The 18,390-nt window shown below is 61.5% G+C and carries 17 protein-coding genes, 1 tRNA gene and 1 pseudogene; 14 read left to right on the forward strand and 5 right to left on the reverse strand.

All coding sequences use genetic code 11. The annotated features are described in order from the left end of the window. The 3 genes and pseudogenes from ACP7AP_RS22640 to ACP7AP_RS22650 all read right to left on the reverse strand — a co-directional run. Positions 1-420 (reverse strand): annotated as a pseudogene (locus tag ACP7AP_RS22640) (transposase); the annotation flags it as partial. Positions 421-724: 304 nt separating this feature from the next. Further along, positions 725-928 carry a hypothetical protein gene (locus ACP7AP_RS22645; RefSeq protein ID WP_426037960.1) on the reverse strand — a complete coding sequence of 68 codons (204 nt, stop codon included), beginning with the start codon at positions 926-928 and terminating at the stop codon, positions 725-727. Positions 929-948: 20 nt separating this feature from the next. Continuing rightward, positions 949-2,052 (reverse strand): site-specific integrase, encoded by a 1,104-nt coding sequence (locus ACP7AP_RS22650; RefSeq protein WP_426037962.1) that lies wholly within the window; start codon positions 2,050-2,052, stop codon positions 949-951. 132 nt (positions 2,053-2,184) lie between these two features. Between ACP7AP_RS22650 and ACP7AP_RS22655 the strand changes: the two genes are divergently transcribed. The 14 genes from ACP7AP_RS22655 (at position 2,185) to ACP7AP_RS22720 (ending at position 17,804) form a co-directional block, all read left to right on the forward strand. Beyond that, the gene (locus ACP7AP_RS22655; protein WP_426037964.1) at positions 2,185-2,640 is read left to right on the forward strand and encodes a hypothetical protein; all 456 of its coding nucleotides are present in this window, start codon (positions 2,185-2,187) and stop codon (positions 2,638-2,640) included. A gap of 25 nt (positions 2,641-2,665) precedes the next feature. Then, complete coding sequence (locus ACP7AP_RS22660) at positions 2,666-2,911, forward strand: hypothetical protein (protein ID WP_050525695.1); 246 nt, start codon at positions 2,666-2,668, stop codon at positions 2,909-2,911. Positions 2,912-2,961: 50 nt separating this feature from the next. Further along, positions 2,962-5,121, forward strand: a complete 2,160-nt coding sequence (locus ACP7AP_RS22665) for a VapE domain-containing protein (RefSeq protein ID WP_426037967.1) — start codon at positions 2,962-2,964, stop codon at positions 5,119-5,121. 421 nt (positions 5,122-5,542) lie between these two features. Then, the gene (locus ACP7AP_RS22670) at positions 5,543-6,064 is read left to right on the forward strand and encodes a hypothetical protein (protein ID WP_426037969.1); all 522 of its coding nucleotides are present in this window, start codon (positions 5,543-5,545) and stop codon (positions 6,062-6,064) included. Continuing rightward, complete coding sequence (locus tag ACP7AP_RS22675; protein WP_426037971.1) at positions 6,054-7,838, forward strand: phage terminase large subunit family protein; 1,785 nt, start codon at positions 6,054-6,056, stop codon at positions 7,836-7,838. Before ACP7AP_RS22670 ends, ACP7AP_RS22675 begins: the two co-directional genes overlap by 11 nt. A gap of 59 nt (positions 7,839-7,897) precedes the next feature. After that, entirely contained in the window at positions 7,898-8,086 is a 189-nt protein-coding gene (locus tag ACP7AP_RS22680; RefSeq protein ID WP_426037973.1) for a type II toxin-antitoxin system Phd/YefM family antitoxin, read from the forward strand. A 3-nt stretch (positions 8,087-8,089) separates the two neighbouring features. After that, the gene (locus ACP7AP_RS22685; RefSeq protein ID WP_426037975.1) at positions 8,090-9,643 is read left to right on the forward strand and encodes a site-specific DNA-methyltransferase; all 1,554 of its coding nucleotides are present in this window, start codon (positions 8,090-8,092) and stop codon (positions 9,641-9,643) included. Between the two features lie 10 nt (positions 9,644-9,653). Then, positions 9,654-12,281, forward strand: a complete 2,628-nt coding sequence (locus tag ACP7AP_RS22690) for a DEAD/DEAH box helicase (protein WP_426037977.1) — start codon at positions 9,654-9,656, stop codon at positions 12,279-12,281. Next, a complete protein-coding gene (locus ACP7AP_RS22695; RefSeq protein WP_426037979.1) occupies positions 12,278-12,778 on the forward strand; it encodes a DUF4365 domain-containing protein in 501 nt (166 codons plus the stop codon). Before ACP7AP_RS22690 ends, ACP7AP_RS22695 begins: the two co-directional genes overlap by 4 nt. Continuing rightward, positions 12,775-13,932: a hypothetical protein gene (locus ACP7AP_RS22700; protein WP_426037981.1), complete on the forward strand. Its 1,158-nt coding sequence runs from the start codon at positions 12,775-12,777 to the stop codon at positions 13,930-13,932. The genes ACP7AP_RS22695 and ACP7AP_RS22700 overlap by 4 nt, the downstream gene beginning before the upstream one ends. Positions 13,933-14,038: 106 nt before the next feature. Next, positions 14,039-15,451 (forward strand): phage portal protein, encoded by a 1,413-nt coding sequence (locus tag ACP7AP_RS22705; protein ID WP_426037983.1) that lies wholly within the window; start codon positions 14,039-14,041, stop codon positions 15,449-15,451. Beyond that, a complete protein-coding gene (locus ACP7AP_RS22710) occupies positions 15,444-17,246 on the forward strand; it encodes a prohead protease/major capsid protein fusion protein (RefSeq protein WP_426037985.1) in 1,803 nt (600 codons plus the stop codon). The genes ACP7AP_RS22705 and ACP7AP_RS22710 overlap by 8 nt, the downstream gene beginning before the upstream one ends. 1 nt (position 17,247) lies before the next feature. Next, positions 17,248-17,457: a phage head-tail joining protein gene (locus ACP7AP_RS22715; RefSeq protein WP_104493564.1), complete on the forward strand. Its 210-nt coding sequence runs from the start codon at positions 17,248-17,250 to the stop codon at positions 17,455-17,457. A 2-nt stretch (positions 17,458-17,459) separates the two neighbouring features. After that, positions 17,460-17,804 (forward strand): DUF2190 family protein, encoded by a 345-nt coding sequence (locus tag ACP7AP_RS22720; protein ID WP_426037987.1) that lies wholly within the window; start codon positions 17,460-17,462, stop codon positions 17,802-17,804. A gap of 3 nt (positions 17,805-17,807) precedes the next feature. Here the strand turns inward: ACP7AP_RS22720 and ACP7AP_RS22725 are convergent, their stop codons facing one another. Beyond that, on the reverse strand, positions 17,808-18,023 hold the full coding sequence (locus ACP7AP_RS22725) for a hypothetical protein (RefSeq protein ID WP_426037989.1): 216 nt from the start codon (positions 18,021-18,023) through the stop codon (positions 17,808-17,810). Positions 18,024-18,271: 248 nt separating this feature from the next. After that, positions 18,272-18,348 (reverse strand) — tRNA-Met (locus ACP7AP_RS22730). Positions 18,349-18,390 lie beyond the last annotated feature (42 nt).

The following is an 18,390-nucleotide window of genomic DNA, read 5'->3' on the forward strand; positions in this document are numbered from 1 at the left end:
TCTCATGCAACTTCTTGCGGATATCCGCATGATCTGGCGGGCGCTCGCGCCGCACGGTCTTGGGATCGACACCAACGAGGTCGCAGACCCGGCGCTGCGAGATCTTATGATCCCGCAGCGCCCTGATCACCGCTTCCCGCCGCTGAGCTGGTGTCGTCAGCGCTTTCCCAGAAGGTCTTTCAGCACAACAACGTCCAGCATCGTATCCGCCACCAGCCGCTTGAGCTTTGCGTTCTCGTCCTCAAGCTGCTTGAGGCGTCGAGCATCTGAAACATCCATCCCGCCATACTTGGCCTTCAGCTTGTAAAAACTGGCAGGGCTGATGCCGTGCTTGCGGCAAACCTCTGCCACAGTCAGCCCCGCTTCCTGCTCCTTGATCATCCCGATGATCTGCGTCTCGGTAAAACGGCTCTTTCGCATTCGTCTGCTCCTTCAGGGTTGGGCAGACTCTACATTAAAGTTAGGGCGTTTCCGGGGGGCAGGTCAGCGTTGACTCGTTTTGCGCTGGCCTATACACAAGCGAAACAGTCAACATTTAAGCTTTTGATATCATTGTTATATTTGGTTGCGGGGACAGGATTTGAACCTGTGACCTTCAGGTTATGAGGGTTACCCCTGTGTCTGGAATAGCCGCGCCATTTCAGTTGGTTAGCTAGGTTCAGTCCCCCCAACGTCGGCGTCGTGTCGCACGGAACAGCCGCAAACCGTTGGGAGGAAGCGGTAATTACCAAAGCTCTACGATTTCTTGATTTGAAGGGAAGCTTGGCAGTCTGGCTTTGCCGACACCGACGATCAACAGATCGTTCTGGTAATGCAACGCCACTTTCTCAAGGGCATCTTCCTCAGATGACGCATGCACGGCCACGCGCTTGGCAGGCTCGCGGTCTTCGCGGTTTGAGTATACGTCAACGATCCAATAGTCTGTCATGGCACTCACCTGAATTTTAGTCACCCTAGCAGCTTTGCCTCAACCAAGGCCATCGCCTTCTGGTGATCCGGGGAGGGGAACAGGTGCCCGTAGCGTTCCATGGTCATCTGGATGGAGGAATGGCCCGCGAAGGTCATGATCTCCTTGATCGAGAAGCCCTGCTCGATCCACAGCGACACGGCGAAGTGGCGCAGGTCGTGCCAGCGCATGGTGACCTCGACCTTTTCCAACAGCTTGCGGAACCGGTCCTGCGTGCGGGTGTGTTGGAGGATCCCGCCCTGCGGCGCGGGGAACACCAGCCCCAGTTCGCCTTTCGGGCAGCGCAGTTTCCAGCGGCGCAGGGCGTTCAGCACCATCGGGCCTGCCGGGATATCACGAAACCCGGCTCGCGATTTCGGCTCGCCCATCTGGTTGTAGGCATCGGCGCGCTGGCGGATGTGCAGGAAGCCCTTGTCGAAATTGACGTCCTGCCAGCGCAGGCCGCGCAGTTCTGACGCGCGCAGACCGCCCAGCGCCGATACGATCAGGTGCGGCTTGAAATCCTCGTCTGCCGCCTCGATCAGGGCGCGGATCGCTTCCTTGGACGGCACCGGGGCCTTGTGCTCGATCCGGCTGGACTTGATCACCCGCACGCCCTGCGCGGCATTGGTGAACAACTGGCCGTTGTCGATTGCATGGTCGAGGATCAACTTCAGCACCGAAATGGCGCGGCGGGTCAGGTGTTCGGACCGGCCATTCAGCAGCAACCGGTCACGGAGTTCGTTGACGTGGCGGCGGGTCAGTTGGGCGATCAGCTTGTCCCCGATCCCGACCACCGGCGCGGTCAGGTGCAGCCGCACATAGTCGCTGTAACCGCGCAGGGTGGACCTTTCCATCCGCCGTCCGGTCTTGCAACGTACCTCGCAATGATCGAGCCAGCTTTTCGCGGCCCCGGCCACCGTCGTGCTGTCGCTGTCGGCCAGATAGGTGTGGTTGGCGACCAGCGAGCGGACCTTCACGAGATAGACATCGGCATCCTTGCGGCGCGGGAACAGCTTGGACCGCCGCTTTCCAGCCTGGTCGCTGAAGTCCACCTGCCAGCGCACCAGGCCCGAGGGCAGCGTCCGTTTGCGAATGGTTGCCATTTTCCCTCACTCCCATCCCAAGGACCAGAAACCCACGGGAAGACTGGCGTTTGCCGAACATTCCCACTGGTATTGACAGTACGTTAGATGCCATATATCCATACATCAAACGTACTGTCAAAGGATAGTGGAATGGCACAAGACATTACCATCCAGAAGCTGGCCGACGCCTTCAATATTGGCCGCTACCAAATCGACGCCTGGATTTCGCGCGGCTACCTTGTTCCGCAAAACGAGTGCGAACGTGGCAAGGCTCGGATTTTCACAATGCCCGACGCCATCGCCCTCGGTGTGATTGTCGACTTCGCACGTCTTGGGTTTGAGCCTGCGCGGGTCGCGCCGCACATTGGCAATCTGCACGGGGTTGCCGATGGCGACGCCTTGCTGGTGATCTACGAAGGCCCGATCCGGCTTTCGTCGCAGGAAGACGCAGCCTTCATGGACTCGGATATTCCCGCCCCGGCGTCGAGGATCATCTCGCCCCAACGTCTGCCCGAGATTGTGGCCGATCCAGAGGTTCGTTCTTTTGCGGTCGTGAACCTGAACGACATCGAGCGGCGGGTCACAAAAGCCCTCAGCGCCGACTGACCACCCAGCCATAACGGAGACAGCCATGAACATTCAAACGCGGGGCACCCCTGCGACCGCAGACGCTTGCCCAACGCTTGCCGACGACCTGCTGCATGGTGCCGAGGCCATCGCGATCTTTGTGTTTGGCAACGTGCGCCACCGCCGCAAGGTCTATTATTACGCCAGCGACGCCAAGGTGCGGATGCCGGTGTTCAGGATCGGCAATGTCATCTGCGCCCGCAAAAGCAAGCTGATCGAGTGGATCGAGGCGCAGGAGCGTGATCTTTGATCCGCAACCCAGCCTCGGTCGCCGACCTGGCTGCGCGCATCAACAAACGCATGGCCGATCTGGCGCGGTCGCTGATGGGCGATCCCAATCTTGGCTACTCGACAAAATGCCAGCTTCGCTACGGTACCAAGGGCAGCGTGGCCATCGAGATCGCAGGGCCACGCGCTGGGCGTTGGTATGACCACGAGGCGGGCGTCGGCGGCGATGGGCTGGAGCTGATCCGGCACCACAAAGGCCTGTCCGATGCAGAGGCACGGCGCTGGGCGCGCGACTGGATCGGCGACATTCAGCATCGACCAACCCAAACAGTGGCAGCGGCATCAAGCACCATGGACAGCAAGAAGGCCGTGGCCGAGATCATCGCTTGTCTGGAGGGTGTCGCTGCGAGTCCGGCTGAGACCTACCTGCGCAACCGCGGTATCATCATCACGCCACCCGACTGCATCCGGTTTCGACGGTTTGCCTCAGGAAAGCACGGCGCGCTGGTTGCGTTGGCGACAGACGAGGCCGGTAAGGTCTTGGCAGTGCAGCAGGTTTATCTCACGGATGATGGCCAAAAGGCCCCCGTAAAGGTTGTTAAACGAACAAACAAAGCTGTCGATGGCTGGTCGGAACGCGCCGTAGTGCGCTTGCCCGGCACCGCACCACTGATCCTTTGCGAGGGCGTCGAAAACGCTCTTTCCATCTGGCAGTCCACTGGACGGGAAACTTGGGCCTGTCTCGGCATCTCCAATATCGCGCGGGCACCCGTGCCCTCTGGCAACCCAATCGTGATCGCAGGCGACGGCGATGCACCAGGCAGCAAGGCCCATCATCAGCGCCTGAATGCTGTCACCTTGCTTCGAGGTCGGGGCCATGACGTTACGGTTGCGAACCCGCCCGAGGGCTTGGACTTTAACGATGTGCTGCGCGCCAATGGAGAGCAGGCCGTCCGTGATCTGATCAGTCGATCCACCGCTTCGGAAGCCAAGGCCCGTGACTGGCACCTTGATCTTTTGACCAACCGGGAGGGCGAACCTCGTCCCATTCTTGCCAATGCGATCCTTGCCTTGCGTACAGCGCCTGAATGGAGGGGCGTGCTCTGGCATGACGAATTTGCCGCCACCACTGTCGCACGCAAACCGCCACCATGGGTCACAGGCAATGGCGAATGGCACAATACAGAGTGGTCAGACCGCGATGACCTGCTGGTCGCTGACTGGCTCCAACACCAAGGCATCCTGGTGCCTGCCTCCATCGCTGGTCAGGCGGTGGAGGCGGTTGCGCGTGACCGGCTGTGCCATCCCGTCCGGGAATATCTCGACGCGATCCGCTGGGACGGCATGAAGCGGATCGATGCCTGGCTTTCGACCTATCTCGGGGCGACCGACAGCGCGTACGCCCGCGCTGTTGGCCCACGGTGGTTGATTTCAGCCGTGGCGCGCATCTACCGCCCCGGCGCGAAAGTGGATTGTGCCCTTATCCTTGAAGGCCCGCAGGGGATCAAGAAGTCCAGCGCCCTGCAGATCATGGGCCATCCATGGTTCACCGACCGCTTGTCCGACCTCGGCAGCAAGGATGCCGCGATGGAGATGCGAAGCGTCTGGATCATCGAAATTGCCGAACTGGACACTATGACGCGTGCCGAGGTGGGCACCATTAAGGCATTCATCAGCCGAACCACTGACCGCTTCCGTCCCCCCTATGGCAAGCGGCTAGTGGACTTGCCACGCCAATGCGTGTTTGCGGGCAGCGTCAATCCAGAGGGCGGCTATCTGAAAGATGCCACCGGCGGCCGCCGGTTCTGGCCCGTGGCCTGCGGTGCCATAGACATCGCAGCCATCGAGCGGGACCGCGACCAGCTTTGGGCCGAGGCCTGCGTGCGGTTCAACGGGGGAGATCCCTGGTGGCTAGACGATCAACGCTTGGAGGCCTTGGCCGCAGAACAGCAGGCAGACCGATACCAGGGCGATGCCTGGGATGATCCGATCCGCCGCTATCTCGAACACGCCGCAGGACAGCAGGATGGCGTGTCCGTGGCAGAGATCCTTGAAAAGGCGCTGGGCATTGAACGCGGGCGCTGGACGCAGGCCGATCAGAACCGGGTCGTGCGCACCCTTACCAGCATGGGCTTCCGTCAGTTCCGCGCCCGTGTCGGTGGCCACGGTGACAATGCCCAGCGCGAACGCCGGTATCGGCGTGACGGCCTCGACAAGGAGCAGGTGGCATGAGTGGGTCCGGGTCTGTCAGCTTTGGGTCCGGGTTGGGTCCGGGTCTAAGCATCTCAAATTCTCCAACAAGATCAATGCTGGGTCCGGGTGGGTCCGGGTGGTCCGGGTCTCTTGCAGAGATCATTTTGGGATGGGGCGAACACGGGCACCATGAAAAGATAGCGAACAGACCCGGACCCACCCGGACCACCCGGACCCACTCAACGATTCCAACGGGTTGCAGCGCACGCAAACCCGGACCCAACCCGGACCCAAAGCTGACAGACCCGGACCCAGGGTTGCCTTCGCGCTGTGACGCCACGATGCGCAAGCACGTCAAGCCAGACTGTTTGGTGAGGACCGGGAAAGCGATGGTTCCTTTTGGGCCGATTTGTATGCGGGGGAGCACAGCGCATGACCCCGCCAGCGTCTGGGGGCGAAATTGACTAAACTCAACGCCTCTGAAACCAAGACCGCCTTCGCTGCGCGGGTCGGCCTGACCAAGGGCCGTATCTCGCAGCTGGTGGCCGAGGGTCTGCCGGTGCGCCCTGATGGGCAGATCGACGTGGCCGAGGGGCTGGCATGGATCGAGGATAATCTAGATCCGGCCCGCCGCAACAAGGGTGGTGCTCCTGCCGCCCCTACCGCCCCCGCCCGCGTCTCGACCACGCTGGCCGAGGCCAAACGCCTGCATGAAATCGTCAAGGTCCAGCGCGCCAAGCTGGCCTTCGAACGCGAACAAGGTCAGTTGATCGAAACCGTCGCCGCCACCCGCACGGTGTTCGCCCGCGCCCGGGCCGAACGCGACGCCCACATGGCGTGGGTCCAGCGCACCGCACCTCTGTTGGCCGCCGAGGTCGGGGCCGATCCGCGCGCCACCTTTGCCGCGTTGGACCGGATGATGCGCGAGCATCTGGAATACCTGGCCGATATGCCGTTGGGGAGTTTCGGCGATGGTGCCTGAGATCGACCTCGCATGGCGTCGCGGCATCCGCCCCGAACCGCCCATTCCGGTGTCGGACTGGGCCGACCGCAATCGCATCCTGCCTCCCACGTCAGCGGAACCGGGGCGCTGGCGCACGGACCGCACACCCTATCTGCGGGCGGTGATGGACGCGCTATCCACCTCCAGCCCCTTTGAACGTGTCGTGCTGATGAAAGGCGCGCAGACGGGTGGATCGGAAGCCGGGCTGAACTGGCTGGGCTATATCATCCAGAACGCCCCCGGCATCGCCATGCTGGTCATGCCTTCGCTCGATATGGTGCGGCGCAACACGACTGTCCGGATTGATCCTTTGATCGAAGCCACACCTGCGCTGCGCGACCTGGTGTCGGCTCCAAGGTCGCGCGATGCCGGGAACAGCCTGTTCCGCAAATCCTTCCCTGGTGGCCAGCTGGTGATGACCGGGGCGAACAGCGCCGTCGGCCTGCGATCCACCCCCGTGCGCTATCTATTCCTCGACGAGGTGGACGGCTATCCCGGCGATGCCGATGGCGAGGGTGACCCCGTCGATCTGGCGATCCAGCGCACCACCACCTTCCGGGGACGGCGCAAGATCTACATGGTCTCCACGCCGACGCTGAAGGGCCATTCCCGCATCGAAGCGGCCTTCCTGGACAGCAACCAGCAGTATTTCCACGTGCCCTGTCAGCATTGCGGCGACATGGCCCCGATCACTTGGGCGCGCATTCAATGGCCCGAAGGGCAGCGCGATCAGGCTTACCTGATCTGCGAAGTCTGTGGCGGTGTGCACCATGAGCACGAAAAGCCCCGCCTGATGTCTGCTGGTGAATGGCGACCGACCGCGCTGGGCGATGGCCGCACCGCGGGGTTCCACCTGTCGTCACTCTATTCCCCTTGGGAGACATGGGCCGAGATCGCACAGGAACATGCCCGCGTCGCCAAGGATCCTGCGCGCCTGCAGGTCTGGGTAAACACCAAACTGGGCGAGTCCTGGGAGGACCAGGCGGGCGACACAGTTCCCGCCGATCCCCTCATGGCGCGGCGCGAGGACTGGGGCAGCGACCTCGCCCCCGGCGTGGCCGTGCTGACGGCGGGCGTCGATGTCCAAGGCGACCGGATCGAGGTGCAGGTTGTCGGCTGGGGCCGCGATGAAGAAGCATGGGTCATCGACTATCGCGTCCTGTGGGGCGACCCTTCCGGCCCGCGCCTGTGGTCCGATCTGGATGGCGTGCTGAACGGCACCTATGGAGACCTGCCGGTTCGCGCTGTCGCGGTCGATACCGGCGGCCACCACACCAAGATGGCCTACGAGTTCTGCCGCACCCGGCTCGCCCGCCGCATCTGGGCAATCAAGGGACGGGGCGGCCCCGGCATCCCGGTCTGGCCGCGCCGTCCCACCCGTAGCAACAAGGCAAGGATCCCGCTGTTCATCGTCGGCGTCGATGCCGTGAAGGACGCCGTCTACGCCCGCCTGAAACTGACCGAACCCGGCCCCGGCGCCATCCACTTCCCCCGCCGCCTCGACACCGATTACTTCCGCCAGTTAACCGCCGAACGCGTCGTCACCCGCTTCGAGAAGGGCCGCCCGATCCGCTCCTGGCAACCCAAGCGTGATGGTGAACGCAACGAGGCGCTGGACACCTTCGTCTACGCCCACGCGGCCCTGCATGGGCTGATCAGCATGGGGATGCGGCTGAATGAGGAGGCGGAAGGGATGAGAGAAAGGGTGGCGAGGCCCGCTGCCAAACCGATCCGGTCGTCGTGGATGAGGTGATCGCGGATTGACCGGGAGCCGCATTATGGTCATTCTGACCACAAATCAGGGAGGGGCCGATGAAGGCCATGTCTGCCCGCGAGGCCAAGCACCACTTCGGCCAGCTGATCGACGATGCGCGCGCCGATGCGGTGGTGGTGGAAAAACACGGTCGCCCGGTGGTCGTGGTGCTGGCGGTCGAGGAGTATGAACGGCTGACGGGACGGACAGTTTCGCCCTCAAACAAGACCAACAAGGACGAACAGTAACCGATGCCCATTCTGAACTGGCTGACCCGCGACAACGACATCCGCACGGCGGCCCGCGTCCCATATCGCCTGCTGGAAGAGGACTCGAGCCTGTCGGCGGGCGACGGCGGCGCGGGAAACATGCTGATTCAGGGCGACAATCTGGAGGCTCTGAAGGCGCTGCTGCCGTTCTATGCAGGCCGGGTGAAATGCATCTACATCGACCCGCCCTACAACACGCGGTCAGCTTTCGAGCACTATGACGACAATCTGGAACATACGCAGTGGCTGGCCCTGATGTGGCCGCGACTGGAACTGCTTCGCGATCTCCTTGCCGAGGATGGCTCGATCTGGGTGTCCATCGACGACAACGAAGGGCATTACCTCAAGGTCATCATGGACGAGGTTTTCGGGAGAAATCGGTTCATCGCCGATATTGCTTGGAAGCGGCGAGACGGTGCGCCCAACGACCGAAAGATTGGCTCGACCTACGATCACACGCTGGTTTACGGCCATGAAGCCGCGATGAACTTGATGGCCCGAACTGAAAAGGCAGACTCGCAGTATCAGCTTTACCAAGAACCGTTTGGCGTTGATGAACGAGGGCCATTCCGAAAGGTTGACTCTACGGGCAACGGCAAAGGTGGACGCCACGTTGAAAGTCTCGTGTATCCTGTGACCAATCCATTTACTGGGGAACAAGTTTACCCGCGCAAAGGACGTTGCTGGGTCTATCGAAGAGACGTCATGGAGGCCATGGTCGCAGACAGGCGGTTCTTTTGGGGCAAAGATGGACGAGCCGGAACACCAATGCGCAAGCTTTTCAAGACGGAAGCAAAGCAAGGAATGACCTCCCCAACGATCTGGGATGACGTCGGTCTCAATCAGCATGCCGCGAGGGAAATAGAGCTTATCTTCGGCGAGAAAGCATCCTTCGAAACGCCGAAGCCAGAAACCCTTCTTCAGCGAATTATAGATATCGCCAGTAACCCTGGCGACCTCGTTCTCGACTCCTTCCTCGGGTCCGGGACCACTGCTGCCGTCGCGCACAAGATGGGCCGTCGCTACATCGGCATCGAGATGGGGGATCACGCCCGCACCCATTGCGTGCCGCGCCTGCAAAAAGTCATCGACGGCGAACAGGGCGGCATTTCGGAAACTGCAGGCTGGCCGGGCGGCGGCGGTTTTCGCTTTTACCGCCTTGGCCCGCCCGTGTTCGACGAGGGCGGCCATATCCGGCAGGACATCCGCTTCCCCGTACTGGCGGCGCATGTCTGGTTTTCGGAGACCGACCGCCCCTGGGATGGCAAGGGAGAAAGCCCCCTGCTTGGCATTCATGATGGCCGCGCCCATGCCCTGCTCTACAACGGCATCCTTGGCGACAAGCGGCCCAGTGGCGGCAATGTGCTGACCCGCGCCACGCTCGCCCTCATCCGCGAAGATATCGCCAAGCTGGTGCCTCACTTCGATGGCCCGCTTACCGTCTATGGCGAGCAGTCCCGGTTGACACCCGCCACGCTCGACCGCGAACGGATCACCTTCAAACAGACGCCCTACGACGTCAAAGCACGCAAGTAAGGGGCATCTGATGAAACTGAAGCAATATCAGACCGATACTCTGTCCACCCTGCGCCGGTTCTTGGAAGAGGCGCGCGTTGCAGGGCCGAAGGGCGCCTATGAGGCAATCACCAAGGAGCCGGAGCAGGCCAAGCGGCTGGGTCGCTTTGGCGGCACCTACACCCCGCTGGTGGAACTGCCGAACGTGCCCTATGTGTGCCTGCGCCTGCCCACCGGGGGCGGAAAGACGATCCTTGGCGCGCATTCCATCGGCATCGCGCGGGATGCCTGGGTGGAAAAGGACTATCCCATGGTCCTGTGGCTGGTGCCGTCGAACACCATCCGGCTGCAAACAGCCGAGGCGCTGAAAAACGCCCGCCATCCCTATCGGCAGGCGCTGGACGAAGCCTTCGATGGCCGGGTGCGCGTTTTCGACATTGCTGATTTCACGCATATCCGCCCGCAAGATATCCGCGACCATTGCTGCATCGTCGTCGGCACGATCCAAACGCTGCGGGTGTCGAACACCGAAGGGCGCAAGGTCTATTCCCACAACGAGAACATGGAACCGCACTTCACGGCGTTGCCCAAAACCCTGCCCGGGCTGGAAACGCTGGAAGGCGGCGGCGTCAAGTTCTCGTTCGCCAATTTGATGCACATCCACCGACCGCTGATGATCGTGGACGAGGCGCATAACGCCGTAACCGGTCTGACGCGCGAGATGCAAGGCAGGGTCAACCCGTCCGCGATCATCGAGTTCACGGCGACGCCGCGGCTGAATTCCAACATCCTGCACAGCGTGTCGGCGCAGGAGTTGAAGCTGGCAGAGATGATCAAGCTGCCGATCATGTTGTCTGAACATGACACCTGGCAGAACGCTGTGAATGGAGCGATTGCGTCTCGGGCGTCGCTGGCCGAAGAAGCCGAGAAGGACACCGACTACATCCGGCCCATCGTTCTGTTCCAAGCGCAACCGAAGAACCAGGAGGTGACGGTCGAGGTGCTGAAGAAGCACCTGATGGACGTGGAAAACGTCGAGGAGCACAAGATTGCCATTGCGACCGGTGATCAGCGCGAACTGGACGGGATCAACCTATTCGATCCGAAATGCCAGATTGAATACGTCATCACCGTCGAGGCACTGAAAGAGGGGTGGGATTGTTCCTTTGCCTATGCGTTCTGCTCGGTTTCACGGATCCAAAGCGCGGTTGACGTCGAGCAGTTACTGGGCCGCGTCCTGCGGATGCCTTATGCCAAGCGCCGCAAGGCTGACGATCTGAATCGCGCCTATGCATTTCTGTCAGAGCCATCCTTTGGCGTGGCAGCGCGGTCATTGGCCGACAAGCTAGTGGCGATGGGTTTTGAAGAGGAAGAGGCTATCGCCAACATTGAGCCAGTGCAGACCTCGCTCGATGTGGACACGGGTCTGTTCGGCCCGCGTGACAAACCTAAGCCAACCTTCACGCATACGGTGACGGCGACGCCCGAAGTGGTAGCCGAACTGAAAAAACGTGAAGGAGTGACCGTCCGTGAAACGGAGGATGGCAAGGTAGAGATTGCTGTGACGGGCCGAGTTGATGGCGGCCTTGAACAGGCGATCATTCAGGCGCTGCCCGAAACCGAACGGACCGAATTTTCGGCGGCCGTCACCAAGTATCGCGTCGAGGTGAAGGACCAGCTATCGCCCGCAGAACAGGGCGAAGCGTTCCGCGTTCCCCGCCTGGTGTCAGAGATTCAAGGCGCGTTCGAGTTCGCCGATACCGACGTGTTCATGGAATTCCACGACTGGTCGCTGTTGAACCATTCGTCCAAGCTGGGCGAGGTCGAGTTTGCGATCCGCGAAACCGCGCGCAGCTTCGAGATCGACCTTGATGGCAACCGCATCACCTATCAGTTCGCCGATGAGGCCGAGCAACTTGCGCTGGATGTCGATGTTGATGGCTGGACCCCGGAGGCATTGGTGCTGTGGCTCGACCGGCAGGTGCGTCAGCAGGATGTTCACCAAAGCGAACTGCTGCGGTGGCTGCGCGACCTAGTCGGCCACCTGATCACCGCTCGAGGCATGCATATCGCGGCTTTGATGCGCTGCAAATTCATCCTCGCGCGGAAGGTCCGTGAAAAGCTCGCCGCCATTCGCCAGCAGGAACGCAACAGCGTTTACCAGCGGTACCTGTTTGCGCCGGAGGCCAAGGTCGAGGTTTCATTCGATCAGCCTTTCGCGTTCAAGGATGGGATGTACTGGGATCAACGCCGATATCGCGGGCGCTGGAAACCACGCAAACACTTCCTTGGCCCTGAGAATGTTCCTGCCTTCGACGGCGCCGAGAATGGCGAGGAATTCCAGTGTGCACAGGCCATCGACAGCTTGCCGGGCCTGAAGTTCTGGATTCGCAATGTGGCCCGCCATCCGAATTCATTCTGGCTGCCGACGGCAACAGACAAGTTCTATCCCGATTTTGCTGCTCAGATGGATGATGGTAGGCTGCTGATCGTGGAGTACAAAGGGGGCTTAACCGCCCAAGGAGCAGACACCGACGAGAAACGGACGATCGGCCAGCTTTGGGAGTGGAAAAGCGAAGGAAAAGGGATATTCCTCGTCGTTGAGAAGAATGTTGAGGGGCGCGATATGCGGTCCCAAATAGTGGAGAAATTAGTGTGAGCGACGCAATACTCGCACAAACGGACAAAGAAGAAGCGCTTTCGCGTGCATATGCGGCTACAATTGCCGCTAGTGCAGGGTACACACTGGCAGTTCAAGATTTTGATCGCGACGGTGTCGATGTTCAGTTTCGGGCAGGTGGGTCGATGCGACCAAGCCTTGACGTTCAACTGAAGGCAACGATCAACCTTACGGACGGTGGGGACGAGGAATTTAGATATGCCTTGCGGCGTCGAAACTACGATCTTTTGCGTGAAGTAACGCTTGTTCCTCGCATTCTGGTTGTGCTGGAACTGCCAAAGGAGGAATCCTCGTGGATAAACGTGAACAATGAAGAATTGGCCATAAGGCGCTGCGCTTATTGGGTTTCTCTTCTTGGTTTTCCCGAGACTAACAATTCGGACAGTGTTACGGTTTCCATTAAGAAGAGGAATAGATTTGATGTGGCTTCCCTCAAGTCTTTGATGGAACAGGCGCGTCGGGGGGCAATCACATGAAGGCCCAAATTCTTGATGTTGAAGCACTGCAGGCAATCTCTCCTGCCGCGCTTTCTGCTTATGCACGGGGAGAAGGCTGGAAGAAAACTGAGCCCTACGGCGCTCACGCTGACATTTATGCTGGTGACGGAAGGCCGGAGATCATCCTTCCTCGAACGGACCGCCTAGCGGACTATGCTGCCGTGGTTTCTAGGTTGATCGGAGTATTTTCCAACGTTAACGAACGGGACGAGCTGGCGACCTATCGTGATCTCGCGGGTGCGGATCATGACGTCGTGCGGGTTCGTGCATCTGGGACCGAGGATGACGGTTCTGTGGCTCTCGACGCAGGCGTTGAGCTATTTTTGCAAGCCAGAGAGATGCTTCTGGCCGCAGCATGCGCAACCCGCAGTCCCCAATCCGTTTACAGAGCAGGCGCAAACAAAGAAGCTTCAGAGTATATGAAGCGAGTGCGTTTGGGGCAGACTGAACATGGCAGCTTTGTCGTAACTTTGATGGCTCCAGTGCCACCAACGCTGCAACCACTGCTTGATGAAACATGGGCTAGCTTCGATGACGAACCCATGGAAAGGCAAGTTACAAGGCGCCTTGTCGAAGCGCTTGAAGCATCGCGAAACGCGGTGGAGCTTGCCCACTCTGGCGATGGGAGCAACGCTTTTGAAAACGCTATAACGAGTGGCGTAAGCGCAAACTTGTGCGAAGCCGTCTCAAAGCTGATTGATCACTCCAACGGCCTCGAAATTAGCGTTAGCTGGGCAAGGACGCGCCCAACACCTGAGGCCCGCCGCAAAATCAAATTCTCCGAGAGTGACGCTGCAGTCCTTAAGGAAGCCGCGCGCTCTTTCAGAGCAAAGCTACCTAGACCGGGAGTGACCCTTTTCGGCAGAGTTCACAAATTAAAGCGCGATCAGCACGAGGCTGAAGGGTTGGTCACCTTCAAAGCCGAGGTTGATGAGAAAATGCAATCCGTTAATGCGGTGCTTGATCAGAGCAATTATTCTGTCGCAATTCGCGCAAACGATGCGCGAAATCCAGTGGTAGTAACGGGTGATCTCGAACGAGTTGGCCAGCGCTGGAGAATTACAAATGCCAGTGTGCGAGAACTTGCGGTTGATGATAGCGAAGATGATTTGGAAGATGAGCAAACTCAGTAACGGTTTATCCGCTTGGCAGAAAACTTTGGCTTAGCTGATTAAATTCTCGGGAATTACGGAACATTCCGAATAGCTTGGTAACTACCTGCCATGCGACTCTCCCTGCATGCGCCACCTGTTTCATCGCCTTTTCGGCCTCACGCGCACGCGCGGCTTTGACGCTGCGGGTGGTGGTCGGCGTTGGGAGGGCGCGCGGACGGTCGATGGGCTGAACACGGCGATCCTCGCAGGGGCGACCACGGCAGCGCGGCGGGCCGGATGGTATGCGCGCAACAACCCGTGGGTCGCGGCAGCAGTGGACAGCCTAGTCGGCAATGTCGTCGGCGCGGGGATTAAGCCGCAATCCACCCATCCCGACCGGGCAGTGCGCGAACGGCTGCAGGTGCTGTGGCTGCGCTGGACCGATCACGCAGATCCGGGCGGGCTTGCTGATTTCTATGGGCTGCAAGCCATGGCCGTGCGCGCGATGGTCGAGGGCGGCGAGAGTTTCGCGCGGCTGCGTGTGGTGCCTGATGCCGTGTCTGTTCCCTTACACATCGACCTGCTGGACCGGGACCAGGTGCCGCTCGACCTGCACCGCGACATCGGTGGTGGCGCACGCATCCGGGCGGGGATCGAGTTCAACGGCGCTGGGCAGCGCACCGCCTATTGGGTGATGCGGGACAGGCCCGGCGATCCGCTGACCTCCCTGCGGCTGGAACCGCTGCGCCTCCCCGCCACCGATTGCCTCCATCTGTTCAAGCCGCTGGCGGCTGGCCAGCTGCGCGGGATCACCTGGCTTGCCCCGGTGCTGCTGCGGCTTCACGAGTTGGACCAGTTCGAGGATGCGGCACTGGTCAAGGCCAAGGTGGCCGCGCTGTTCACCGGCTTCATCACCGATCCAGACGGCACGGCGGGCGGCCTGACCGGCACCAACACGAACGGCGCGCTGACTGTGGGCATGGAGCCCGGCAGCCTGATCCCCCTGCCGCCAGGCACCGACATCCGGTTTTCCAACCCGACCGAGAGCGATTCCTATGGCCCCTTCGTCAAGAACCACCTCCGCGCCGTGGCGGCCGGGATGGGCCTACCCTACGAACTGGTCTCGGGCGATCTTGAGGGTGTCACGTATTCCTCGATCCGCGCCGGGTTGATTGAGTTTCGCCGCCGGGTCGAGCAGTTGCAGCACAATGTCGTCGTGCATCTCTTCTGCCGCCCGGTCTGGGACCGCTTCGTGCGGCTGGCGGTCCTTTCGGGCGATCTGCCCGCCCGGGACTTCGACCGCGATCCTGCGGCGTATCTGGGCTGCGAGTGGTTGCCGCCCAAGTTCGACTACGTCGATCCCAAGAAGGACGTCGAGGCCGAGATCCTTGCCATCAACGCAGGTCTCAAGAGCCGCCGTCAGGCAATTTCCGAACGTGGCTACGACGCTGAACAGGTTGATGCCGAGATTGCCGCCGACAAGGCGCGAACCGACGCGCTGGGCTTGAGTTTCGGTGCGCCGTCGCCCGTTGCAAACGGAGACACCCCCAATGCCTGACGCAACGGAAATTCTGACACGACGCGCCGACTTGGCCCCATCCAGCGCCGACCGAGAGGCTCGCACCGTCGAGGTGATCTGGTCCACCGGCGCTCCGGTGCGTCGCCGCGACATGGCTGGTCCGTATGTCGAGCGCCTCAGCCTTGCGCCCGAGGCGGTGGACTTGTCGCGTCTGCAAGGGGCCAGCGTGCTGGATGCCCACCGCCAATCCGCCGTGCGCGATGTTCTTGGCAGCGTCCAGTCTGCAGCCGTCGACGGCCAGCGTGGCACGGCGCTGATCCGCTTCTCATCCAGGCCCGAGGTTGAACCGCTTTGGCAAGACGTTCTTTCGGGCATCCTTCGTCATGTCTCGGTCGGCTATTCGGTCGAGGAATGGTCGGAGATTACTGACAACGGCGCGCGGATATTGACGGCCACGCGCTGGACCCCGCACGAAATTTCCCTTGTCCCCACCCCGGCTGACCCGGGTGCCCGCATCCGCATGGAGACCAACATGACCGACACCACCATCACGCCCGCCCCGCCCGAGACGCAAAGCCGCGCCACGATCAACACCGAGATCCGTTCCATCGCTCGCATTGCCGGGCTGGACCAGTCCTGGATCGACGGCCAGATCGACGTCGCTGCCGATGCCGACACCGCACGGCGTGCCGCCTTCGAGGCGCTGGCGACCCGCAGCGCACCCACGATCCGCACTGAACAGGTGCGCGTCGATGTGGGCGACAGCCAGGACGATCCGGCCCTGCGTGCCCGCCAGATGGGCGAGGCGCTGTATGCGCGCATCAACCCGCGCCACGATCTTTCTGAACCGGCCCGCCGCTATGCCTATGCCACGCCGGTGGACATGGCCAAGGAACTGCTGACCCTGCGCGGCGAGTCCACGATGGCGCTGTCCCCCGCCAGCCTCGTCACCCGCGCCCTGCACACCACGTCTGATTTCCCGATCATCCTCGGCAACACCGTGGGCCGCGTGCTGCGCGATGCTTACCAGGCGGCCCCTTCCGGCATCCGCCGCCTCGGGCGCCAGACTTCGGCGCGGGATTTCCGGTCGGTGAACAAGATCATGCTGGGCGAAGCCCCTCTGCTGGAAAAGCTGAATGAGCACGGCGAGATCAAGGCCGGGACGATGGCCGAGGCGCGCGAGGCCTATAAGATCGAGACCTGGGCCAAGAAGATCGGCATCACCCGGCAGGTGCTGGTCAACGACGACATCGGCGCCTTTTCGGACCTCGCCCGCCGCATGGGCCAAGGGGCTGCCGAGACCGAGGCGCGGATCCTCGTCACCCTGCTGGAGGCGAACAGCGGCAACGGCCCGACGCTGTCGGACACCAAGGCACTGTTCCATGTCGATCATGGCAACAGGGCCGGTGCTGGGGCCGTGATCTCCGATGCCACCCTGTCCGCAGCCCGGCTGGCGCTGCGCACCCAGAAGGGCATCGATGGCCGCATCATCCGCGTGACCCCGAAGAACCTGCTGGTACCGCCCGCGCTGGAGACCGTCGCCGAGAAGTGGCTCGCCACCATCGCGCCCGCAACCGCCGCCGATGTGAACCCCTTCTCAGGTGCCATGTCGCTGGTGGTGGAACCCCGGCTGTCCAGCGCCACGCGCTGGTATGTGACCGCCGATCCGGGCGAGATCGACGGCCTCGAGTTCGCCTACCTTTCGGGCAACGAAGGGCCACAGGTCGAAAGCCGGTCTGGCTGGGATGTGGACGGTGTGGAAATCCGGGTGATCCTGGACTTCGGCGCAGGCTTCATCGACCACCGCGGCTGGTTCCAGAACCCCGGGGCGTAAGATGGCTGACCTCGCCCAACTCACCGCCTGGCGCGATGCCCTGATGGCCGCCCGCTATCAGGGCATCCGCACTGTCGAATACGACGGCAAAAGAGTCACCTATGCGACCGATGCGGAAATGGCGGCCGCGCTGGGCGACCTCAACCGACAAATCACTGGCACCACGGCACGCATCGCTGTGGTCCGCATCCAATCCTCGAAAGGGCTCTGACCATGAAGAACCATATTCAGAAAGGCGACGTCATCACCGTGCCCGCGCCCGCAGGCGGCACCGTCTCTGGCGAGGGCGTGATCGTCGGCAACATCTTCGGCATCGCCGCCTATGCGGCCGCCGTGGGCGAACCGGTCGAACTGGCCACGACGGGCGTCTATCAACTTCCGAAAGCCACCGCCGCCGTGCTGACGGTGGGCGCACGCGTGGCTTGGGACAACACGGCCAAGAACATCAACGTGCCGGGCACCGGGCGTTTCCCCGTGGGCATCGCGACCGAGGCTGCCGGGAACGGCATCACCAGCGTCGCTGTTCGGCTGGATGGCGTGGGGACCGTGGCTGCGTAAGTATCAGACCTCGTGCCCACCCTCGCGGAACGCCATGTCGGTGATTTCACGTAGACGGGCGCGGTAGTGGTTAAGCATGCCGACATGGCGCCAGTTCACTTCCTCGGGGCTGCAACCGAAGTGGTCGGCGCTGTGCGCCACCAGCCGCGCCAGCATCGCGTCGATCTCGGTCTTGGCGACGATGAAGGCGTCCAGTGCGGCGTCGTTGGTCCTGGGCATGTCTGTTCCCGAGTTGGTTTCGAGGACATGACGGCTCTGGCGGGACCAGAGGTCAAGTTCAATCGAACACGGAACGTCCCACGAACATCCGGCCACTGCCATGTCGCATGGGTGTTGCACGGAAGAAATCGGAACCAGTGTAAACCTTTGGAATCACGAAGAAACGTGTCGTTCTGTGTTGCAACGCAAAAAGCGCCCCGTGGGGCGCCATGCTTTGGCCTAAGCCTTTGAAATCTTGTCAGAAAGTCTGGTTGCGGGGACAGGATTTGAACCTGTGACCTTCAGGTTATGAGCCTGACGAGCTACCGGGCTGCTCCACCCCGCGACGGTCGTTCCGGTTGTTGGTGTGGGAACGTTGGAACGTGGT

The organism is Cypionkella sp. TWP1-2-1b2 (genome assembly GCF_049896245.1).
Lineage (GTDB): Bacteria > Pseudomonadota > Alphaproteobacteria > Rhodobacterales > Rhodobacteraceae > Cypionkella.